The sequence below is a fragment of the Mesorhizobium sp. genome, from assembly GCF_004962925.1.
Lineage (GTDB): Bacteria > Pseudomonadota > Alphaproteobacteria > Rhizobiales > Rhizobiaceae > Mesorhizobium.
Genome location: NZ_SUEO01000034.1, coordinates 14,098 through 36,462 on the forward strand (window position 1 = coordinate 14,098; position 22,365 = coordinate 36,462).

The window sequence follows — 22,365 nt, forward strand, 5'->3', positions numbered from 1 at the left end:
TGTCACACGTTCGAACCGCGGATCGTTCGGCAAACTGCGTCCGTTACTTCCTGCGTGGTCGCGGTGCCACCAACGTCCGGCGTCAGCACGCCTTCCCTTGTCACCGATTCCACAGCGAGCATCAGCCGGTCGGCCGCTTCGCTTTCGCCCAGATGGTCGAGCATCTGGGCGGCGGTCCAGAAGGTGGCGACAGGGTTGGCGATACCTTTGCCGGCAATGTCGAACGCCGAGCCGTGGATAGGCTCGAACATCGAGGGATAGCGCCGCTCGGGATCAATATTGGCGGTCGGTGCTACGCCGAGACTGCCCGCAAGCGCGCCTGCAAGGTCCGACAATATGTCGGCGTGAAGATTGGTGGCGACGATCGTATCGAGGCTCCGTGGTTTCAGCGTCATACGCGCCGTCATAGCATCAACCAGCATCTTGTCCCACGTGACGTCCGGGAATTCCCGTGCCACCTCGGCGGCGATTTCGTCCCACATTACCATGCCGTGACGCTGCGCGTTGGATTTCGTGACAACTGTCAGGAGCTTTCGCGGCCGTGACTGCGCCAGCCGGAATGCATAGCGCATGATGCGGGTGACGCCGACGCGCGTGAAGATCGCGACCTCGGTTCCGACTTCCTCGGGGAGGCCGCGATGGGTGCGGCCGCCGTTGCCCGAATACTCGCCCTCGGAATTCTCCCGCACGATCACCCAATCCAGATCGCCCGGGCCAACGCCCGCCAGCGGAGAAGCAATGCCCGGCAGTATCCTGGTCGGCCGCACGTTTGCGTACTGATCAAAGCCCTGGCAAATCGGCAGCCGGAGGCCCCAGAGAGTGATGTCGTCGGGAACATCGGGAGCGCCGACCGCGCCAAAAAAGATAGCGTCGAAACGCTTCAGTTGCATCACACCGTCCTCGGGCATCATCCGACCATGGGCCTTGTAGTAGTCTGAGCCCCAGTCGAAGTGCTCGACGCGCAGCTTGAAGTCGCCGCAGCGCTCTTCAAGTGTCTCAAGCGCCTGGAGACCGGCGGCAATGACCTCTCGGCCGATCCCGTCGGCTGGAATGGCGGCAATCTCATATTCGCGCATCGTCACTTCCCCACTGTTTTCAGTGCTGGCCGCCTCGCGGCCTCGATCTCGTGTGCGTTGGTAAACGGTCTTCTCAGAATTCAGCGACCTTGCCCCACGCAGCTGTCTTCAGACGCTCCGGCCTATAAGGACGGGGATCGACGATCGGGTCGCTGCCGGTGATGATATCGGCGATCATATGCCCAGCGCCGGGGCCGATCCCGAAGCCGTGGCCGCTGAATCCTGCCGCCAGGATGAAGCCCGGGATCCCTTCGACTTCACCGACTGCGGGAATGCCGTCTGGCGTGCTGTCGATATAACCCGCCCAGACATTGGAGATCGCGGTGCGCTTGAGTTCGGGCAGCAATCCGCAGGCTCTTTGATATGTCAGGCGAATCTGCCTCATGTCAGGTTTGGGGTCGAGAATCCGATTCCGTTCCATTGGTGTTACGTCGTCAAGTACCCATTTCCTCAGGCTTTCATGACCTTGACGCCAGCCTTCGAACGCTCCCGGAGCCAGACTGCGCCAGCGACGGGCGAACATTGGCACGAACTCGCGGCTGAACCTGAGCTGCTGTGGCGTTGGATCGACTCGCGCCCGCCCGCTGATCGCCAGCGTGTATCCAGCGTTGCCGCGCCGCGTCAGCGAAACGCGCGCGGTATGCAAGGCATCCGGCAGGCTGTTTGCGCCGGGTGCCACGGCTAGAATGGACTGACGAACGGCAGCTTGCGGGAAACGAATACCAAGCTGGTTGCAGAAGGAAGATGCCCACGCGCCTCCAGCCATGACCACGGTCGTTGCCCTGATGGTTCCCGCTTCTGTAATGACGCCGCTGACCCGGCCGGCGCTCAACTCCAGCCCGCGCGCCGCGCAATGCTGATGTACGGTGCCGCCGGCCGCCATGATTCCGCGCGCGGCAACCGGCACCGCCTTTGAAGGATCCGCCGTTCCGTCGGTTGGTGAGAAAACGCCGCCTTTCCATTTGCGGCCGGTCGCCTTGCCCCGTTCGGTGGCTTCCTCCGCGCTCAACACATGCGTCGTGACGCCGACCGTCCTTGCGAAATCGCGCCACTTTGCCCAGCCTGCCAGCTCGTTTTCGTCCTGCGAGAGATATAGCAGGCCGCAGCGGCGAAAGCCGGTGTCTTGGCCGGTCTCCTGCGCCACTTTTTCCCAGAGATCGAGGCTCTTGGTTGCCATCGGCAACTCGCGCGCGTCGCGGTTCTGCTGGCGGCACCAGCCCCAATTGCGGCTGGACTGTTCGGCGGCAACGCGCCCCTTCTCCAGCAGGGCAACGCTGACGCCACGGCGTGCGAGATAATATGCCGTGAATATTCCTACCACGCCGCCGCCGATGACGACGACGTCCGCCTCGCGAGGCAGGGATGGGCTGGAATCGATGTGCATGAGCGGCGCGGGCATGAAACGGGACTCCGGTAATTTGAAGCATCCTAACCTGCGGCCCGCAGAGGCAGGCTGCGGAGTTCATGCCTGGACGGAATTTCCTGCGGTTTGCAGCCCATAGAACAGGCAATTGTTTGCCGAAAAAATTCGCCGGGGCCGAACTCGCGTGGCAAGCAGGAGTGCACTTCATCCAGTGTCGTAATCTACGCATGGGCTTTTCGGAACGCGGCGCGCAGTTGTCGACCTTGATCCCGCAATTCCCTGCCGACATTGCTGGGCCGCACGGGACACCAACCCCCGCGACGGCAATGCCTGTCGCGCACGAATTACCGGACGAAGGGCGTGGTTGTCTGATCCCGGTTTCTGCGCCGGAACGGGAGCAGAGTGAAATGCCGAACGTGACGTTCTTTTCAGAAGTTCCTGCCGCCCGAGGGCCAAATTTCGACGACTATGCGGAAACAAAACAATCAAACTGGCTGAAAGAACGGAGCAACCCTTCCTTATGGCGGGCAAGCTCCAGAGGACTTCCGATAGGCAGGGCTTACGCTTTCGGAGAGTTCTCCAAGAAAAAGGGAACAGTGTCCGGTATACGGACCGGATTTCATCAAGGGAGCCGCCAGGATGAGCAGAATCCGTTTCTCGCAGCCTCAGGGCACGAATTGCCGAGATGGCCAGACGACGGCCGCTACGGTGAGGCGCTTCCGCTCAAAGGGCGATGATGCGGTCCGCAACAGCGTGGACCCGCTCGGTTGAAAGGGGAGGAAATCTCGATGGTCCCAAGCATCCAGGCTGTAGCCCCCCACGATGTAGCGCTTTCGGTGCGCGACCTTACGGTGAATCTGCCGGAAGGCATGGAACGGGCCCATGCCGTCGAGAACATCTCCTTTGATCTGAAACGCGGCCAGATTCTGTGCGTCATTGGCGAGTCCGGATCCGGAAAATCGGTCACCGCCAATGCCATCATGGGGCTACTGCCTCGGGTGATCCACGTCTCCTCGGGCGCCATCCACCTCGACGGGATGAACATCATAGGCATGCCGTCGGACAAGCTGCGCAGCCTGCGCGGCCGGGTGGTGTCGATGATCTTTCAGGATCCGCTGTCAGCGCTCAATCCGTTGATGACCGTGGGCGCACAGATCGACGAGGTCATGGCGGCACATGGCGTCGGCACACCGAAATCCCGTCGCGGCCGCGCTATCGAGTTGTTGACTGAGGTGGGACTGCCGGACCCTGAACTCATGTACCATCAGTATCCGTTCCGCCTCTCCGGCGGGCAGCGGCAGCGGGTGATGATCGCCATGGCGCTGGCACTCGAGCCCACGATCTTGATCGCGGATGAACCGACGACCGCGCTCGACGTGACCACCCAGGCGCAGATTCTGGAGTTGATCCGCGAGATTCAGCGACGCAAGGGAATGAGCGTCATGTTCATCACCCATGACTTCGGGGTGGTGGCCGAGATCGCAGACAGCGTCGTCGTGATGGAGAAGGGCCACATCGTCGAGCAGGGTAGCGCTCAACAGGTTCTGAAGTCGCCTGGCCATCCCTACACCCGGCGCCTTATCGCAGCCGTCCCGCACCTGACTGGCGAGGACCGCGTTCCTCTCGAGACGGCCAACAAAGCGCCGATCCTGAAGGTCGAAGGCCTGGTGAAGACCTACCGCAGCGGCAGTTCCCTGTTCGGCTCGCAGCGCGTCGTGCCCGCGGTCAACGAGGTCTCGTTCGATCTGGCGCCCGGGCGCACGCTGGGCGTTGTGGGCGAAAGCGGTTCCGGCAAATCGTCGCTTGGTCGGCTTTTGATCAAGCTGCTGGACAGCGACGGCGGCGGGATTCTGTTCGAGGGCCGCGATATCGCCAAGCTCTCCGAAGCCGAGTTCCGCCCGCTGCGGCCGCGGGTCCAGATGATCTTCCAGGATCCCTTCGCCTCGCTCAACCCGCGCTCGACGATCGGCCGCATACTGACCGTTGGCCCAGTCGCGCACGGGATGCCCTATGCCCAGGCGCGTGAAGAGGCGAGGGCGCTCCTGGCTCATGTCGGACTCGATGCCGGCGCCTTTGGTCGCTTTCCGCATGAATTTTCCGGTGGGCAGCGCCAGCGCATCGGCATCGCTCGGGCACTGATGTTCAAGCCGAAGCTGCTGATCGCCGACGAAGCCGTGTCGGCACTGGACGTATCGATCCAGGCGCAAATCTTGAAGCTGCTGGATCAAATCCAGCGGGAGACCGGTGTTTCGATGATTTTCATCACCCACGATCTGCGCGTCGCCAGCCAGATCTGCGACGAAATCGCAGTGATGCAGAAAGGGCGGATCGTGGAATCCGGTCCCCCCTCGCAAATCTTCCTCGACCCGCAATCAGCCTACACACGCGAGCTGGTGGCGGCGATTCCTGGAGAGCAGCCGGGATCTACCCGTCCGGTTGCAGCAAATGGGTAAGAGCCACGGCGGGTACCGCCAGAACAAGGGGAATTCCAATGACTGAACGCTCAAACACCAAATCAACGTACTCGCGGCGCGATGCATTGCGATTGATGGCGATAGGCGGGGCTGCAGGCCTCATTGCGCCCAATCTGTTGGGCAAACCCGCCTTCGCCCAGAACCCACCAGCGAGCCCAACCGGCCGCGTCATCGTCGGATTCTCGCAGGAACCCACCGTCTTCAATCCACTGATGCCGCATACCGAGTGTGACGACGCTGTGCATTTCTCAGTGTTTGATGCACTCGTTCGAATGGACTCCAAGGGCGTTCTCCAGCCCAATCTTGTGGTCGAAGTGCCAAGCCAAAAAAACGGCGGCATCTCGGAGGATGGACTTGTGTGGCGCGTCCGCCTGCGTGATGACGTCCGCTGGCACGACGGCCAACCCTTCACGGCCGAGGACGTGAAGTTCACGCTTGAGCTCATCACCAATCCGAAATTCCGCGCGTGGCGCACGGCGGGCCATTCGCTGGTGCGCGACATCAAGGTGATCTCGCCGACCGAGCTCACCTGGCGGATGGAGGAGGCTTTCGCCCCCTACCTGTCGTTTCTCGCCGAAACCTTCATGGTTCCCAAGCACATCCTCGAAAAAGAGGCCGACCCGAACACCGCCGCCTTCAATCAGGCGCCTGTTGGCACTGGCGCATTCAAGTGGGCGCAGCGCATCGCCGGCGATCACATCGAACTCGTCGCGAACACGGACTATGCCGGGGAGGGTCCCTATTTGGAGCGGCTCGTCTTCAAATACATCCCCGACATGACAGTGCTCTACACCCAGTTCAAGAGCGGCGACATTGATCTTGTCGACCAGGCATTCATAACCGCCGACCACTATGAGGAAGCCAGCAAACTACCGGATCGCGCGGTCATGTTGGAGCGCGGGGCATCGGTCGAGTCGATCTATCTCAATCTTGAGAAGCCGCAATTCAAGGAGCCGGCGGTCCGCCAGGCGCTCTACGCCGCAATAGATAGGAAAGCGATCCTCGAAGGACTCTATTACGGGGTCCACAACCCCACCGAGACCTTCATGCCGCAGAATTCCTACTATTACAATCCGAACCTGCCGGCGCAGGAGTTCAACATCGAGCGCGCGCGCCAGATCCTCGACGAGGCCGGCTGGGTACCGGGAGCCGATGGAATACGAGTGAAGGACGGGGTGCGTCTGTCGTTCGCCAACTCCACCACCTCCGGCAACCACCTGCGCGAGCAGACGCAGCAGTTCTTGCAGCAGACATTCGCCGAGATCGGGGTGGAGATGACCATCTCGAACCTGCCGGCCGCCGTGATGTGGGGCGATTTCTGGCTCAAATCGCAGTTCGAGTCAGCGATCTCCGGTGTAACCAATGTCATCGCGGGCGACCCCGACGTTTCCAACCGCCTGCACACCAAGGCGATCGTCGCGAAGGGCGGAAAGGGCTCGAACACAGGCCAATACTCCAACCCGGAGGTCGATGCGCTGCTCGATAAAGGCACCCGCACCTTCGACCGGGAAGAGCGGCGCGCCATCTATCTGCGTGTGCAGGAAATTGTTCGTCAGGATCTGCCGTTCCTGCCTCTGTTTGCCTATGCCAATGTATTCGGCCGCAAGGAAGGGCTGGAGGGTTTCGAGGCAAATTCCAACGCCCGCGTCGCATCCTGGCATGCTGCCGGATGGCATTGGAAGGGCTGACATACTTATGCCGCCGCCTTGCGGCGGCGGCCAATCATCGGCGCTGTATTGAAAGAGGAGAGTTGAATGCGCGGCTTCCTGCTCAACCGGCTCTCGCAGAGCCTTATTCTGCTCCTGATCGTGTCGGTCATCGGGTTCGTCGTCCTGAACCTGCTACCGGGGGGGCCGCTGGCGCAATTCGGGCTCGATCCCGGCATGACGCAGGACGATCTCGATCGCCTGAAAGAGCAATTGGGGCTGAACCGTCCTCTTTTGATGCAATATCTCGACTGGGCCTGGCGGCTTCTCCAGGGCGACTGGGGCCACTCCTTCCGCGATGGCGCGCCTGTACTGGCAGTGATTGGCCGGCACGTCTTTGCCACACTGCTGCTGATGGGTACGTCCACTGCGATTGCAATTGCGATCGGCACCTGGATCGGCATCCGCGGCGCCACACACCGCTATTCGCTGTTCGACCATATAGCCACGGTCGGAGCCATGGTCGCGCTGTCGATCCCGACCTTCTGGTTCGGGCTCGTCGGCATCTACATCTTCTCCCTGCGGCTGGGCTGGCTGCCTGCAGGCAACATGTACACGATCGGCGACGGTTCTGTTCTGAACTATCTCCACCATTTGATCCTGCCAAGCATCGTGCTGTCGCTGGTGCATGTCGCGATCTGGAGCCGCTACATGCGCACAGCGACGCTCGACGCGATCAGCCAGGATTTTGTCAAGACCGCACGCGCCAAGGGCCTGAGCGAGCGCCGAGTCATAATGAAGCACGTCGTCGGCAATGCGCTTTTGCCGATGATCACACTGGCTGGGGTGCAGCTTCCCAGCATCCTGACCGGCGCGCTGGTGACGGAGACAGTGTTTACCTGGCCGGGGATGGGCCGGCTGTTCCTGGACAGCCTCGGCTACAGCGACTACCCGGTCGTGATGGGACTGCTGATGTTCTCAGCCATCCTCGTCATTCTGGGTAACTTGATCGCAGACATCGCGGTGGCGATCGTCGACCCGCGCATTCGTCTGGGTTGAGCGCGTAACCTCACACCCAACAGGAGGCATCCGAAATGACCGCTCTCGCCGCAAATGCAGGACCAAGCCGCTGGTGGCGCAGCCGCACCGTGCGCCGTTTCACGAGCCATCATCTGGCGTTGCTTGGGGTGGCGATGATCACACTTCTCACGCTGGCATGCGTCTTCGGCCCTCATCTCCTGCCTTATGATTCCCTATACATCGATTTGCGCGCCCGCTTTTCACCGCCGCTGACCGGCCACCACTATCTCGGGACCGATCCTTTGGGGCGGGACGTGGCCGCGCGACTGTTCATGGCGGGGAGGACCTCACTGCTGGTGGCTTTCTTTGCCATGCTGCTGTCGACGCTGATCGGAACTCTCGTCGGCGTGATCGCGGGCTACCGCGGCGGCTGGATCGGTGCAGCGCTGATGCGCACGGTCGACGGCTTCCTATCATTCCCCTCCATCTTCCTACTGCTTGCCTTGGCCGCGGCACTGAAGCCGAGCCCTGCTATGGTCACCGTCATCGTCGCCGTCACCAGCTGGATGGAGGTAGCCCGAATTGTCGAGGCCGAGGTGCGGTCATTGCGCGAGCGCGAGTTTGTGCTGGCGGGGCGCATGCTGGGGCTAAGCGGCACGCACATCATGTTCCGCGAGATACTGCCCAACGCCATGGGACCGATTATCGTTGCTTCCACCTTGACGGTGGCGCGCGCCATTCTCATGGAAGCCTACATCAGCTTTCTCGGCTACGGCATCCAGCCGCCACTGCCAAGCTGGGGCAACATGCTCGAGGGCGCCCAGCAATATCTGGGCAGCGCGCCTTGGCTGGCAATCATTCCCGGAGCGGCAATCACCATCGCGGTAACCAGTTTCAATTTCATTGGTGACGGACTGCGTGACGCGCTGGACGTCCGGGACGACCATATTTGAAGTGCCGCGAGCGATCGCTTTGTTAATCCCTGGAACAGCAAGAGAAGTCAGTCACGTGCAAGAGCCCAAGATCGCCGAAAAGAACACGCCATACTGGTGGGAAGCGGCACCCGTCATGCCGCTGCCGCCGCAGCCCTTGGTCAAGAAGCTCGATGTGGTGATCGTCGGCGCCGGCTACGCCGGCCTTTCGGCCGGGCTTGCGCTGGCGCGCGAAGGACGCTCGGTCGCAGCCTTTGATGCGATGAATCCGGGCGAGGGTGCTTCCACGCGCAACGGCGGAATTACCAGCGGGAGTATCCGGCCGGACTATGCCACGATCACCCGGCGCTTCGGTGAAGAGAAGGCCATGGCGATCGAGGCCGAGGGCAAGGTCGCACGCGAATTCCTCTACGAGTTCATCAACACCGAAGGGCTCGACTGCGACTTCCGACTGGTTGGCCAATTCAAAGGCGCTTTCGGATATGAACAGTATGTGAAGATGGCGCGCGGCGCCGAGACACTGGCGAAGAAACTGGGGATCGAGTCCTATGCCGTTCCGCATGCCGAGCAGCGAAATTATATCGGCACAAATTTCTACCGCGGCGGAACCGTTCGGATGGACATTGGCGGGCTGCACCCCGCAAAATTCCATGCTGAACTCCTGCGGGTGGCGCTCGCATCCGGGTTGACGGTCCATTCGCACACGGGGGTCAAGTCGATCGAGAGGAATGGTTCGGGCTTCCGCGTCTCGACTTCGGCAGGGACGGTGGATGCACGGCAGGTTCTGGTCTGTACTAACGGCTATACCGACGGCGCCGCTCCCTTCCTGCGCCGCCGGCTGGTTCCGGTCCGCAGCCGGATCATCGTGACCGAGGAACTTGCGCCCGATGTCATGGCGCGACTGATGCCGAAGCTGATGACGATCACCGAAAACCGGCAACTCGGTTTCTATTATCGTCCCTCGCCCGACGGAAAACGCATTCTGCTGGGGGGCCGTGACAGTTCTCGCGTCGGCGATCCGGCGGCGCCAAAACTTCTCCTACGCAAGGGCTTGGTGAACCTTTTTCCGGAGTTGGAGAACGTGCGCCTTTCGCATTGCTGGTTCGGCAACGTGGCGATGAACCGCGACATGCTGCCCCGCATCTTCGAGAAGGAGGGTGTGGTCTATGCAACCGGCTTCTGCGGCTCAGGCGTGGTCTGGGCACCATGGATTGGCATGCGTGCGGCCCACAAGTTGATGGGGCATGGCGAGCAGTCGCGCACGGCGTTCGACTTTCGACCGCCTTCGGCTATCCCGCTCTATCGCGGCAATCCGTGGTTCATGCCGGCGATTATCCAGGGCTATCGGTTGCAGGACCGTATCGCCTTCTGGCGTGCCAGCCGCTGATACGACTGCGGAATCGCGCAGGACACGTTGTTGCCGGAGAGCACTTCAGTACCGTGGCAAAATCCGTCGGGCCGGCACTTGTCGGTGCGAAGCTAATTAGCGGTGGGACCCGTTTGCGCGGATCAGCGCGTCGGCCATGTAGAGATCCTGTAGCGAGATACCAGAACTGTCGAAGACCGTGATTTCGTTGTCGAAGCGGCGTCCGTGCGCACGCATTTCAATGACGTCGCCGATTGGTGTTACCGCAAGCACGCCGGTGTCGATCTCGTCGCGCACGTGTTGGAACTCGCCGATCTGGACGGACTGGGAAAGCAGATCACAAAACAGACGTGCCTTGGGAAATAAGTCGCTCGGCAATTCGCGCTTGCCCGGAGCATCCGACCCCATGCTGACGATATGGGTTCCGGGCCCCACCCAAGCGGCGTCGAACAGCGGTTCGCGTGAGGGTGTCGCCGTCACCACGATGTCGGCCGCGCGCACGGCTTCTTCGGGCAAGGCAGCGCGCGCCTCCAGGCCCCTTTCGCCGATCTGATCGACAAGAGCGTCGCGTCGCGGCGAAGGCCGGGCCACGACCAGCACGGTTTCGATTGGGCGGATGCGTACCCGCGCCATCACTTCGAAGCCCGCTTGGCTGCCTGCGCCGAATATCGCCAGAACCTTGGCTTGCTTCCGGGCAAGAAGATCGGCCGCAACTGCGTCGGCGGCGGCCGTCCTGTAGGCGTTGACCTTCCCGGCCTCGATTACGGCGCCGAGCCGACCTGTATGCTGATCGAGCAGTACGATGGTTGAGTTGTGGCGCGGAAGGCCACGTGCCGGGTTGCCCGACCAGAAGGAGCCAATTTTCACTCCGGTCAGGTGGTCCGACGAACCGGATTTGATTGAGAAGGTATTGGTCGCCTCCTGCGTGCGCCCGAGAACAGCGGGAAAGACCCCGCTCTGCTTGGAAGCTGCGGCCACGAGAGCTTGCCGCGCCGCCTCGAAGGCAAGTTCATGTGTGACGAGGGCGGCAGACTCCTCTTCGCTGATGTAGATCATCCAAACTTCCTTGTGAGCATCAAGCCGTTCATCGCTGCAGAGTGTCCCGGCACATGGCGTGGTCAGGCCCGAGATTACATCGGTGTAGAGGCACGGACGTCACGCCGACTGGCAATCATGATGTGCGACGCAAGGTGGCAGATGAGTAGTTTTCACTCGATTTGCGCCATTTTGTATGCCGAGGGACGGGGCCAAAACGAATGATCCCGTCGAGTTAACAGGGCAAAACAGCAGGGAAATCTGCCTGGCAGGCGCGACTTTAAGGTCCGACCTTCAAATCGACCTCGGACCAAGAGACAGCGTTGCACTTATGGCCCTCGAATATGAGAGAGACACCGTCAGCGCCCCGATCGAGCTGATGAACTTCGAAACCCGCCATGTGCCAGGCGCCCTGAAGCTGTCGCAGGAGATGGCCTGGCCTTATCGCCGAGAGGACTGGGAGTTCGCTGCGACGGTCGGCCAGGGCCTGGTCCTGGAGCGTGCAGGCGAAGTGATCGGCACTGCCCTGTGGTGGAACTACGGCCAGGCATATGCCACCGCCGGGATGATCATCGTCACCGCCTCCGCACAAGGCGGTGGCTACGGCTCGCGACTGTTTAATGGACTGCTTGAGGCAACGGACGGCCGCGACGTGCTGCTCAATTCGACCGAAGAGGGGCTCACGCTCTACAAGCGACGCGGCTTCACCGCCTGGGGCACTGTGCTCCAGCACCAGGGCCCGCTGACCGCCGCCGTGCCGCCGAATATCCGCGACGACATCCGTCCGGCAACTGACTCGGACGTAGCGTCGATCCAAGCCTTCGACGAACGGGCTACGGGCATGCCCCGCTCGTCGATGGTGGCTGCGCTTGCCGATTCGGGCAACGTGGTGGTCATCGAGCGCGTGGGGCGGGTTGTCGGCTACGCCATCGCCAGGAGGTTTGGCCGCGGTTACGTGGTCGGCCCTTGTGCAGCCGAAAGCGTCCAAGATGCGCGACTCCTGATCCTGGCCCAGCTTGCGAAGCTCCACGGGCAATTCGTACGCGTCGACGTCTATGCCGAACACGGATTGGGCGACTGGCTGGAGAGCGTGGGCCTGGAGCGGGTCGGCTATGCAACCGCCATGCTCAAAGGGCAGCGACCCGTCTCCGATTGGCCAGCACGTATGTATGCCTTGGCGAACCAGTCGTTCGGTTAGGAAATGAGGACACGGGAAAGATGGAGACAAACGCAAAAGTGCGTGAAGCGGCTGAAACGATCGACGCACTCATCACCCCGTCGCTGCTTCTGGACCGGGGACGGCTCGAGCGCAACATCCAGCGTCTCGCCGGGAATGCCGGAAAGCTTGGCGTGGTGCTGCGCCCACACATGAAGACGGCCAAGAGCATCGACGTAGCCCGACATGTCTTCCCCCGCGAACCCGGCCCGATCACGGTCTCAACCATCGCCGAGGCGGAATATTTCGCGGGCCACGGCTTTCGCGACATGACTTATGCGGTCGGCATGTCGCCGGCTTCGGCCACGCGCGCCATGGAGCTTTGTCGCCGGACGGGCGTCGATCTGAAGCTTCTGCTCGATACCGTGGAGCAGGCCGATGCTTTGGCCGACGTGCGCAAGACCATTGGCGTGACACCGTCCGTCTTCATCGAACTGGACTGCGATGACCATCGCGGTGGATTGAAGCCCGATGATCCGAAGCTGCTCGAGGTGGCCAATAGGGTAGTCGCATCGGGCGCTAACCTCGTCGGCGTCCTCGCCCATGCGGGCGAGTCCTATGGCTTGAGCACGTCCGATGCGCTGGTCGAGGCAGCCGAGAACGAGCGTTCGACCACCGTGCGCGCGGCCGAAACTTTGCGCGCTCACGGCCATGCCTGCCCGATCGTCAGCCTAGGCTCAACGCCGACGGCGCACTTCGCCCAGAATCTCGAAGGCGTCACGGAGTTGCGCGCCGGGGTCTATATGTTCTTCGACCTCGTCCAACACGGGGTTGGGGTCTGTGCCATCGACGATATCGCGATTTCCGTGTTGGCGACCGTGATCGGCGCCAAGCCGGAAAAAGGATGGGTGCTGGTCGATGCTGGGTGGATGGCGCTTTCGCGCGACCGCGGAACTGCAAGTCAGCAGCTCGACCAGGGCTACGGTGTGGTCTGCGACGAGACGGGGCGGGTGATCGAAGATGTAGTCGTGGCGCAGGCCAGCCAGGAACACGGCATCCTCGCTATCCGCAGCGGTTCCGGCAAGAGCATGCCCGAGCTCCCGGTCGGCACACGAATTCGGATCTTACCCAACCATGCCTGCGCGATGGCCGCCCAGCATGACGTCTACAGCGTCGTAAACGGTGAGAGCCCCGAGATCGAAGCGCGGTGGGAGCGGATTCGCGGATGGTAAGGGCTCCAATCGCTACGCTTTGCATGGCGCCCATGCAAACTGACGCACTGGTGGTGCAATTATGAAGTTTACATCTTATTGGCTGGATACCTCTCAGCCGTTCAATGAGGGCGCGTCCAGACCTCTCGAAGGTCGCTACGATGTGGCCGTCGTGGGCGGCGGCCTGACCGGATCTTCCGCTGCACTGGCCCTTGCCAAGAAGGGCGCCCGGGTTGCCCTGCTCGAGGCCGAAACGATCGGCAACGCCGCGTCCGGGCGCAATGGCGGCATGTGCAACAACGGCTTTGCCCAGAACTATGAGGTCATGGCCGGCAAGTACGGCCAGGGCGCCGCGAACGCGCTCTACAAGGCCTTCGACGCCGGCGTCGATATGGTCGAGCGGCTGGTGCAGGAAGAAAAGATCGACTGCAGCTTCTCCCGCGTCGGCAAGCTCAAGCTTGCCGCCAAGCCCGAGCACTACGACATGCTGGCGCGCAGCCAGGAACTCCTCGCGACCAATGTCGATCCCGGAACGAGGATGATCGTGCGCGCCGACCTGCGGAACGAGGTCGGGACCGAGCGCTACCACGGCGGGTTGCTGTTTCCCAAGAGCGCCAGCATGCATGTCGGCCGGTTCGTCCGCGGCCTTGCGACCGCCGCCGTGCGACGTGGTGCAGAGGTCTATGAACATGCTCCGGTCATGGCCATGCGCAAGGTTGCCGGCGGGCATGAGGTCGAGACCCCTCGGGGCAAGATCGTCGCGCGGCATGTCCTACTGGCGAGCGGCATCTCCAAGGTCGGTCCGCTCGGATGGATCCGCCGCCGCATCGTGCCGGTCGGCGCCTTTCTGGTCGTGACGGAACCGCTGTCGCCTGCGCAGCTTCAGCAACTCATGCCGACCCGCCGCAATGTCGTCGACACGCGCAACCTCGTCGTCTATTGGCGGCTGACCCCGGACAATCGCATGCTGTTCGGCGGGCGGGCCCGGTTTGCGGTGTCAAATCCGCAATCCGACGAAAAGAGCGGCCGGATCCTGAAAGCGACGATGGTCGAGGTTTATCCGGAGCTGGCCGACACCCGGATCGACTACTGCTGGGGCGGCATGGTCGATATGACCCGCGACCGCCTGCCGCGCGCCGGGGAGCGCGACGGCATCTTCTACTCGATGGGTTACAGCGGCCACGGCACCCATATGTCGACGCTGATGGGCAGCATCATGGCCGATGTCATGGACGGGCGCCCCGACCTGAACCCCTGGAAGGATTTCGACTGGCCGGCGATCCCTGGATACTTCGGGCGTCCCTGGTTCCTGCCGATCCTCGGTGCCTATTACCGCATGAAGGACCTTGTAGGATGATCACGCCCCTCGAACACCTGTCCCGCAACGGCCACCTGGACAAGTTCTTCATCGACGGTCAATGGGTTGAGCCGAGCGGCACCGCGAAGGGCGTCGTCGTGAATCCGGCCACGGAAGAGGTCGTAAGCCAGTTTCCGCTTGGCAATGGCGAGGAGGTGGACGCAGCCGTTGCCGCGGCCCGCCGGGCATTCGCCACCTGGAGCCGGACCCCACCGGAAGAGCGGGCGCGTCTGCTCGATCGCCTGCAGGCGCTGCTCGAAACGCGCATTGAACTGCTTGCGCAATGCCTCGCCATCGAGATGGGCGCGGCGATCGGCTATGCGCGCACCGCCCAAGTGCCGCTCGCGATCGCCCATGTGAAGGTTGCTCGCGATGTCCTGACGACCTTCCCCTTCGTCGAGCAGCGTGGCCACACCGCCGTCGCCCACGAACCGATCGGTGTCTGCGCGCTGATCACGCCGTGGAACTGGCCGCTCTACCAGATCACCGCCAAGGTCGCGCCGGCGCTCGCCGCAGGCTGCACGGTTGTGCTGAAGCCAAGCCAGCTCTCTCCCTTGGACGCCCTTCTGTTCGCCGAGGCGATCGAGGAAGCCGGCTTCCCCGCCGGCGTCTTCAACCTCGTCAATGGTGACGGCCCTTGCGTCGGAGCGGGTCTGGCGGCCCATCCGGATGTCGACATGATCTCCATTACCGGCTCCACCCGAGCGGGCGTTGCGGTGGCCCAGGCCGCCGCACCGACGGTCAAGCGCGTCGCGCAGGAGCTCGGCGGCAAGTCGCCGAACGTAATCCTGCCCGACGCAGATCTCGATCGCGCCGTTTCGCTGGGCATAGCTGCTGCCTTCCGCAATCTCGGCCAGTCATGCAGTGCGCCGACGCGCATGATCGTGCCGCGCGCGCGGCTTTCAGAGATCGAGGCAATCGCCAAGGGGGCCGCAGCCCAGATCGTCGTCGGCGATCCTCTTTCGGAAGCCACCACTCACGGTGCAATCGCCAACCGTGCCCAATTCGACCGCATCCGAACCATGATCGGCGTCGGCATTTCGGAGGGCGCGAAGCTCGTCGCCGGCGGCACCGGCCGTCCGGGCGGCCTGAATGTCGGGCTCTACGTCAAACCGACGATTTTTTCCGAGGTACGCACGGGCATGCGCATCGCCCAGGAAGAGATCTTCGGCCCGGTTCTTTGCATCATCCCTTACGAGACAGTGGAGGAGGCCGTCACCATCGCTAACGACACCGTCTATGGACTCGGCGCGCATGTACAGGGCACAGATATCGACGTTGTCAAGGATGTCGCCTCGCGGATCCGCGCCGGTCAAGTGCATCTCAACTACCCGGCGTGGGATCCTCACGCGCCGTTCGGCGGCTTCAAGCAATCTGGAAACGGCCGTGAATACGGCATCGAGGGCATGTTGGAGTACCTCGAAGTCAAATCCATCCTCGGCTATTTCTAGGCGATATCTTCGCCACGCGCAGTAGCGCAGGTGGCGAGCCATCTATGCCAGTAGGCCGGGCGGATCATCAACCAGATCCGCCGTCTCGATTTTCTGGTGGACCCTGGAATGGACCATCATCAGGCTGATGCCCGAGCGTGTCGGTCCGGTAATGCTACCATCCCTGCGCAAGCGGTTCGAGAGTGGCGACTATGTGGCGCTCGGATCACGGACGCGACCGAATGCTTGGGAAGCGTGGTTCGACGAACACATTGATGCGCCGCGTCCTCGAGCGACCCGATTGCTGGATCATCATTTCCTGACGTCAGAAGCGGCCCTGGGTGGTCTTGGCGTTGCTCTTGCACCACAAGCGATTGCAGCGGATGACATCGCGAATGGGCGATTGGAAGCACCACTCGGCTTTGATCGCGACGGAACCGACTACGGCCTGATCCACCCGAAGTCGATGACCGTTGCGACTGGACTCTCCGCATTGCGCGATTGGCTGACTGCAGAGTCCGAGAGATCGTTCAAGCGGCAGGTGTTTGAGAAACACCTAAACTAAGAAAATAAGGTCGCTTTTGCGCCCGTATCGGTCGCCGCTCGCAGCACCCCGCTGGTCTGGGGCAGCGTTCGCGACTTCGATCGTCCACCCCGTTTAGGAGACAGGACTAGCGCCCTAAAGGTCGGTTTTCGGCTCAGGCGGGGCGAAAGAGACAGCACTGCGAAAGGGCGTGCTGGTTTTGCGGCCGACCGGAGGGCCTTCTGCTGAATGACCATGCATTGCGGCACATTCTGCCAAACGCCTGCGATTATGCTCGGCTGACAGCGCAGATTGACAGGAACCAAGGACATGGACCACTTCCGGCCGAAATATGTGACTTTTGATTGCCATGGCACGCTGATCAATTTCCAAATGGCGGAAGCCGCCAGGGATCTGTTCGATCATCTTCTGGATGGGCCGCGCATGGACGAATTCATCAGAAGCTTCCAAGGCTACCGCCTCGATGAGGTGCTGCAGGATTGGAAGCCTTATGCAGATGTCGTTCACAACGCACTGGAACGGACCTGCCGCCGCAACAGCGTCGCATTCCGTGCCGAAGACGCCGAAACGATCTACAACCGCATCCCAACCTGGGGGCCGCATCCAGACGTAACCGAGGGATTGGCTAAACTGGCCAAAGAAATTCCGCTGGTTATCCTTTCGAACTCCATGATGGCCCAAATTCCGTCAAATGTGGCAAAGCTCGGCGCTCCATTTCATGCCGTCTACACCGCTGAACCGGCCGGTGCCTATAAGCCGCACTTCAAGGCGTTCGAATACATGTTCGACATGTTGGGATGCGGACCAGAGGACATAACGCACGTTTCCTCGTCTTTCCGCCACGACCTGATGTCCGCCTATGATCTGGGGATCAAGAACAAGGTCTGGGTTAATCGCGGCCATGAGCCTGCCAACCCCTACTACGAATACACGGAAATCCGCGATGTGACGCAGCTACCGGGCGTTTTCGGACTCTGAGGATTGGCCGGGGCTTTGCAGGGCGCCGCCTTTTTTTCGAGGTCTGCCAGCGGCGCCGTCTCAAATACCGCAAGAAATAGAACTGCAACTTTCGCGCGATCCAAATCCTGCTCGGGCACACAAAGATTGAAAACACCGTCCGGTATCTCGGCGTGGACGCGGACGATGCACTGACATTGGCCGAGGCAACGGAGATCTGATGGCAGGCGGTCTGGTCCTGCCGGGCGGGCCGCAACTGCGGTGCGGCTGCGATAGAGGAGCGCGGGCGGGTTCAATTGGCGCTGGTTGCGCCGGTGAACCCGCATTGCTTCTGTTCCATATCGATCTGCTTCGTGATGCGGATGGCGTTCTGCGCGTAAGCTTCCGTCACAGAGCCGCTATTCACGGTCTTGTCCTTCAGCGGACTGACGGCTGCGCAGAGGTGGAAAACATGCGGCTCCGCAGACTTCGCGGCGCCGTTTTCCGGCGCGATCCAATAGACGACATCCAGACCGTCGGGGTGACTCGCGTCCTTCGTTGCCGCCGCCACCGCGGCGGTGTCTGTGGCGATCTGCTGCGCTTGGGCGGCGACGTCGGGCGAACAGGCGGTGGTGGGCTGCCCCGACTTGATCTGGGTCGCGCACGCGTTCATGTCCTGGGTGTACTGCTCGACCGACGGGGGGGTGAAGCTGACCCCCACTACCGTGGCGAGCACCGCCAGCGCAGCGCCGACGCCGCCGGCAACCTTCTTGGTCCGCGGATCCATGTTCTTGTCGGCGAGAATCAGGAAGATCAGCGGGAGGAAGGCGATCAGCGTGATGATCGCGCCGAGCTGGTTTTGGAAGAAGAACCTTCCTGTGTCGGATGCGCGGGCCGGATCGTGCCGATTGGCAGCCTTCCATAGCAAGTTGCCGGCGATTGCGAAAATCGCGATTCCGACCAGAATGCCGATCAGCAGCGGCAGGTTTCCTTGGTCGAACTTGTTCTGGCGGAACAGAATAATCCCGTAGATCTCGCCGCCTATGGCGATGAGCCACGCGAGCGCGGCGAAAAGTCGAAGGCGCGTGGCGGAAGACTTTTGACCCTGCGTCGCTTGCCAATCCTTGGTAACGTCTGGCTTGTTGTCGGTCATGACCAGCTCTCCTAATATCGAACGTCTTCGTCACCTGACTTAGGGACGCGGTGAAATGTGAGCGCTACAGCGGGCTACACCCCCATCCATATTGCGCCGAAGTGAATGCGTCCATCCCCACGGGAGCAGGCGCCGATATGTGCGAGGGCTTCGTTCTCTCCTGGCGATTTGGCAGAGGCCGCAATGGTCACGTGACTCGTCGAAAGCAACCTCGGCAGACCTGGAAGCGGTCGCATTGATGGCCTAAGGACGCAAAAGCTGCCCGTCCGCTTTTCGGCCCAGTTGCGGTCGATCAGCCATATATTCAATTGTGGCTGCTCATGGCGCGACCTAGCCAACGCGCCGAACTTGGCCCGGATTCGTCAAAATGGCCCCTCCTATGACTGCGTTGGGTGGGAGGGAGACGTTAGCTCACATCAGCGCTTTGATCAGCGTCTCGGCGAGCCAGCTTTCATATTCGTCCGAAGACCAACCCCGCTCCAACACGAGTATGCGATAAACGTCGCGGCCAGTATACATCCATAGGATGTCGCGCACGCGGGCTAAGCCGAGTTGGCGCGCGACAGTGACGGATTCGACGAGAAGTTTGGCGCGCGCTTCCTGGAGCCTGAAGCGGACGGCCTCCAACTCCGTCTCGATCGCCTTCAGCTCGGGCGACAGGGCCGAGACGCCGCGCATAAGGCCGATCTCCTCGCGTTCCGTATCGAGGATGACCCGAGAGATCGAGGCAGTAATACGCAGAATCTCCTCGGGGTCTCTCGCGTTCTCTACCTGCTTAGCTATCTCCGCGTAGCGCGGGCCGAAGAAGGAACGCTCGACCACGGCTCTTAGAATGCCGGTCTTCGACTGGAACAGGGCATAGAGGGTCGGTGCCGAAACACCGGCGGCCGATGCGATGTCACTAATCGTGACCTTTTCCACGCCGCGCGCGGTGAAGAGCTTTTTCGCCACATCGAGAATGCGTTGGCGCGTGCCGGAGGCGCGCGCCAACCGCAGCCGTGCGTCGTAGCGCCTGCGGGTCTTTGGCTTGTCATTCATATTGGATATAGTAAGCTATACCCAATATAACCGCCAGATCATTGGGATTAGTTTGCTGGAAGGGAGGGGCAGCATGATCGAGTTTGTGCCGATAAACCTCTGGGGGATCGGAGCTGCGGTCCTCGCAGCCTGGGTAGTCGCTGGGCTTTGGTATTCGCCGCTGCTCTTCATCCGGCCGTGGGCCGAGATGTCGGGCGTCGACGGCGTGAAATTCGCCGCCGGCCTGCGGCGGGCGATTGCGGTCGACCTTGCCTCGTTTGCGGTTATGGCGCTTATCCTCGATCAGGTACTTCACGCCTGGGGCGCACTGGCGATCGTCTCGGCCGTCCTCTGCACTTTACTGCTCTGGCTCGGCTTCGTCGCGGTCACGCTGTTACATTCGGTGACCTACGAGCACCGACCTCTGCGCTATTATGCGATCAATGCTGGCTATCGCTTGGTCAGCATGGTGGCAATGGGCGTGGTCCTGACCGTGTTTCGGTAACAAAGACCCCACACGGCAGGACGAGGAAGAGCCGCAAAGCTTGTCGCCGTCGCTTGGGCGACCGCTCGAATGTCCGCTCTGGGTCAGGTCACGACGACGCCCACACCACCTAAACGTCCGCTCTTGAATATTCGCAGCCCGAAGCTGCTGGTCTGCTCTCGGCCCATATTCCCGCCGCTACGCCATCACAGCGGCCGCTCGGCATCTCGATTTGACCTTCAGTCTGTCGATGTGAAGGTCCTGGGTGGATATGTCCGCGTAGTCGGTCCTTTCGGAGGCAAGCCACGCGAATCCGGCGCCGACCTGCCTCCGTCGCCGCGACCTCGGGGAGGTGAGAAAGGTGCACCCCGCGTCCCGAAGCTTGCCGGTTGCTCCTCAGTCCTGCGTCTTGAGGAAGTCCGAGACAGTTCGCATGCAGAGCTCCCGCTCCTCGACATGCGGCATGTGGCTCGAATGCTCGAAAAGTACCCATCGAATACCCGGAACGCCCTCCACATAGGGTCGGACTACCTCGGGCGTGGCCTCGTCGTGGCGGCCCGAAATCAGCAGTGTCGGCACCGCGATGTCGGGCAGCCGGTCCTCGATGGTCCAGTCCCTCATCGTGCCGATGACGTGGAATTCGGTAGGGCCGTTCATGTTGCGGTAGACCGTGTTGTCCTCGTCCATGATGGCGAAGGTGCGCGCCACCTCCGGCGGCCATGGCACGACCCGGCAGACATGTCGGTCGTAGAACACGCGCGAGGCTGCTACATATTCAGGATCGGTGATCGTGCCGGCGCCCTCGTGCCGTGTGAGCGTAGCCTGGACGTCGGCGGGCAGTTCACGGCGCAGCCGATTGGCCTCGGACACCCAGGTGCGCATGTTGGCCGGCGAGTTGGCGATCACCAGGGCCTTGAGGCCCTCCGGCCGGCGCACGGCATGCTCGGCGCCGAGCATGCCGCCCCAAGACTGGCCAAGGAAGGCGTAGCGCTGCTCGATCCCGAGCGACCGCAACACCGTATCGAGTTCGTCTAGGAACAGGTCGACGGTCCAGAAGTCCGATCCCTTCTCCGGCAGCCGAGTGGAGTTGCCATTTCCAAGCTGGTCGTAGTGTATCACGGCCCGGCCATCGAGAACCGCGATGTCCTTGAAAGTGTCGACATAGTCGTAGGTGCAGCCTGGTCCCCCATGGGCGACCACCAGGGGGAGCCTCGGCGAATCTAGGTTGCCGGCGATGCGGTACCAAGTGCGGTAGCCGCGAAACGCGACATGGCCTTCCTTCGCTTCCGTCACGGCGGCTCTCCTCGTTGCGGCGGGCATCATAGGGCGAGCCTGCCTGAGGCGGCAGCTATGAAAAGTAATAGGGTCTCTCCGTCAGTTGTCGAGCAGGCGGAAATGCGCGGCGCGAACGACCGCCTGCGTGCGGTTCCTGGCGCCCAGCTTCCTGGCGGCGGCCGTGAGGTGCATGACGACCGTGGGAACCGAGCGCCCGATGATGCGCGCGATCTCCTTGGCAGAGAGGCCATGTGCCGAATGGCGGAGACACTCGCGCTCACGCTCGGTCAGCGCCGGCAGTCGCGGACTGAGGGCCGAGCGGTTGTAGTAGGCATAGGCCGCGTCATGGAAAACATGCGCGAGCAGGCCGAGCTGGGCGATGCTTCCGGGATCGCGCGGAACATCTTCTCCGGCGCCGAAACGTACTCCGGTGACCGTGGCATAGCCGCCGCGCGGCATATGAATGGGGATTGTCACGCCTCGGGTGAGATCGCGCTCTCGCAGATATCGCACCACCGGCTCCGTCGTCTCGTTGAGTAGCGCGCGTATTTCCGTGTCGGCTCCATCGTCGTAGTTCCAAGCGAAGGGCCTGCAACTGTGCGCGGCGACGAGTTGCACGGGATCGATGCGGAAGTAGCCGCGATCGCACCAATAGTCGTACATGTCGTCATCGATGTTGCGCAGCTTGAGCATCGACGGGATCATGATCGAGCCGTCGAGGTCGTAAGGCACGGGCGTATAGTCGTAGATCAAGGCCTCGTAGCCGAGTCCGCGCATCGCTACGAACGCCTCGTCGATGCAACCGTCCAGGGTGACATGGCGAGCGAAACGCCGCCTGATCGTGGTGATTTCGTCCAGCATGAGCTCTTCCGCCGACACCCTCCCGGACC

Annotated in this window: 20 protein-coding genes and 1 pseudogene; 14 read left to right on the forward strand and 7 right to left on the reverse strand. The window is 61.9% G+C overall.

Features of this window, described 5'->3' with window-relative positions; genetic code table 11:
- Window positions 1-2 precede the first annotated feature (2 nt).
- Window positions 3-1,076 (reverse strand): tartrate dehydrogenase, encoded by a 1,074-nt coding sequence (locus E5W87_RS10105; protein ID WP_292396574.1) that lies wholly within the window; start codon window positions 1,074-1,076, stop codon window positions 3-5.
- A gap of 73 nt (window positions 1,077-1,149) precedes the next feature.
- Window positions 1,150-2,475: an FAD-binding oxidoreductase gene (locus E5W87_RS10110; RefSeq protein WP_292396577.1), complete on the reverse strand. Its 1,326-nt coding sequence runs from the start codon at window positions 2,473-2,475 to the stop codon at window positions 1,150-1,152.
- Window positions 2,476-2,591: 116 nt separating this feature from the next.
- Here E5W87_RS10110 and E5W87_RS10115 point away from each other — a divergent pair, with 116 nt between their 5' ends.
- The 6 genes from E5W87_RS10115 to E5W87_RS10140 all read left to right on the forward strand — a co-directional run bounded on the left by E5W87_RS10115 (window position 2,592) and on the right by E5W87_RS10140 (window position 9,898).
- Window positions 2,592-3,176 carry a hypothetical protein gene (locus E5W87_RS10115; protein ID WP_292396579.1) on the forward strand — a complete coding sequence of 195 codons (585 nt, stop codon included), beginning with the start codon at window positions 2,592-2,594 and terminating at the stop codon, window positions 3,174-3,176.
- Between the two features lie 51 nt (window positions 3,177-3,227).
- Window positions 3,228-4,892: an ABC transporter ATP-binding protein gene (locus tag E5W87_RS10120; RefSeq protein WP_292396581.1), complete on the forward strand. Its 1,665-nt coding sequence runs from the start codon at window positions 3,228-3,230 to the stop codon at window positions 4,890-4,892.
- 38 nt (window positions 4,893-4,930) lie between these two features.
- A complete protein-coding gene (locus E5W87_RS10125; RefSeq protein ID WP_292396583.1) occupies window positions 4,931-6,601 on the forward strand; it encodes a peptide ABC transporter substrate-binding protein in 1,671 nt (556 codons plus the stop codon).
- Between the two features lie 66 nt (window positions 6,602-6,667).
- Window positions 6,668-7,618, forward strand: a complete 951-nt coding sequence (locus tag E5W87_RS10130) for an ABC transporter permease (protein WP_292396586.1) — start codon at window positions 6,668-6,670, stop codon at window positions 7,616-7,618.
- Between the two features lie 35 nt (window positions 7,619-7,653).
- Window positions 7,654-8,532, forward strand: coding sequence for an ABC transporter permease (locus tag E5W87_RS10135; protein WP_292396588.1), 879 nt, complete (start codon window positions 7,654-7,656; stop codon window positions 8,530-8,532).
- A gap of 55 nt (window positions 8,533-8,587) precedes the next feature.
- On the forward strand, window positions 8,588-9,898 hold the full coding sequence (locus E5W87_RS10140; RefSeq protein WP_292396590.1) for an FAD-binding oxidoreductase: 1,311 nt from the start codon (window positions 8,588-8,590) through the stop codon (window positions 9,896-9,898).
- 96 nt (window positions 9,899-9,994) lie between these two features.
- Here E5W87_RS10140 and E5W87_RS10145 read toward each other — a convergent pair whose 3' ends face one another.
- Window positions 9,995-10,933: an ornithine cyclodeaminase family protein gene (locus tag E5W87_RS10145; RefSeq protein WP_292396592.1), complete on the reverse strand. Its 939-nt coding sequence runs from the start codon at window positions 10,931-10,933 to the stop codon at window positions 9,995-9,997.
- 310 nt (window positions 10,934-11,243) lie between these two features.
- Between E5W87_RS10145 and E5W87_RS10150 the strand changes: the two genes are divergently transcribed.
- The 7 genes and pseudogenes from E5W87_RS10150 to E5W87_RS10180 form a co-directional block, all read left to right on the forward strand.
- Complete coding sequence (locus tag E5W87_RS10150) at window positions 11,244-12,110, forward strand: GNAT family N-acetyltransferase (RefSeq protein ID WP_292396595.1); 867 nt, start codon at window positions 11,244-11,246, stop codon at window positions 12,108-12,110.
- Between the two features lie 20 nt (window positions 12,111-12,130).
- Window positions 12,131-13,300: an alanine racemase gene (locus E5W87_RS10155; protein ID WP_292396597.1), complete on the forward strand. Its 1,170-nt coding sequence runs from the start codon at window positions 12,131-12,133 to the stop codon at window positions 13,298-13,300.
- 61 nt (window positions 13,301-13,361) lie between these two features.
- The gene (locus E5W87_RS10160; RefSeq protein WP_292396599.1) at window positions 13,362-14,636 is read left to right on the forward strand and encodes an FAD-binding oxidoreductase; all 1,275 of its coding nucleotides are present in this window, start codon (window positions 13,362-13,364) and stop codon (window positions 14,634-14,636) included.
- A complete protein-coding gene (locus E5W87_RS10165; RefSeq protein WP_292396601.1) occupies window positions 14,633-16,087 on the forward strand; it encodes an aldehyde dehydrogenase family protein in 1,455 nt (484 codons plus the stop codon). Before E5W87_RS10160 ends, E5W87_RS10165 begins: the two co-directional genes overlap by 4 nt.
- 127 nt (window positions 16,088-16,214) lie before the next feature.
- Window positions 16,215-16,631 (forward strand): LysR substrate-binding domain-containing protein, encoded by a 417-nt coding sequence (locus E5W87_RS10170; RefSeq protein ID WP_292396603.1) that lies wholly within the window; start codon window positions 16,215-16,217, stop codon window positions 16,629-16,631.
- Window positions 16,632-16,919: 288 nt separating this feature from the next.
- Window positions 16,920-17,588, forward strand: a complete 669-nt coding sequence (locus E5W87_RS10175; protein WP_292396605.1) for a haloacid dehalogenase type II — start codon at window positions 16,920-16,922, stop codon at window positions 17,586-17,588.
- Window positions 17,589-17,674: 86 nt separating this feature from the next.
- Window positions 17,675-17,788, forward strand: a pseudogene (locus tag E5W87_RS10180) (integrase); the annotation flags it as partial.
- A 71-nt stretch (window positions 17,789-17,859) separates the two neighbouring features.
- Here the strand turns inward: E5W87_RS10180 and E5W87_RS10185 are convergent.
- Window positions 17,860-18,699, reverse strand: coding sequence for a hypothetical protein (locus E5W87_RS10185; protein WP_292396606.1), 840 nt, complete (start codon window positions 18,697-18,699; stop codon window positions 17,860-17,862).
- A 411-nt stretch (window positions 18,700-19,110) separates the two neighbouring features.
- Window positions 19,111-19,737, reverse strand: coding sequence for a TetR/AcrR family transcriptional regulator (locus E5W87_RS10190; RefSeq protein ID WP_292396608.1), 627 nt, complete (start codon window positions 19,735-19,737; stop codon window positions 19,111-19,113).
- Window positions 19,738-19,810: 73 nt separating this feature from the next.
- On the opposite strand from E5W87_RS10190, the gene E5W87_RS10195 reads away from it, so the two are divergent.
- The gene (locus E5W87_RS10195) at window positions 19,811-20,221 is read left to right on the forward strand and encodes a DUF1761 domain-containing protein (RefSeq protein WP_292396610.1); all 411 of its coding nucleotides are present in this window, start codon (window positions 19,811-19,813) and stop codon (window positions 20,219-20,221) included.
- A 375-nt stretch (window positions 20,222-20,596) separates the two neighbouring features.
- On the opposite strand, the gene E5W87_RS10200 is transcribed toward E5W87_RS10195, so the two are convergent.
- A complete protein-coding gene (locus tag E5W87_RS10200; RefSeq protein ID WP_292396612.1) occupies window positions 20,597-21,493 on the reverse strand; it encodes a proline iminopeptidase-family hydrolase in 897 nt (298 codons plus the stop codon).
- Between the two features lie 81 nt (window positions 21,494-21,574).
- Window positions 21,575-22,336 carry a LuxR family transcriptional regulator gene (locus tag E5W87_RS10205; protein ID WP_292396617.1) on the reverse strand — a complete coding sequence of 254 codons (762 nt, stop codon included), beginning with the start codon at window positions 22,334-22,336 and terminating at the stop codon, window positions 21,575-21,577.
- Between the last annotated feature and the right edge of the window lie 29 nt (window positions 22,337-22,365).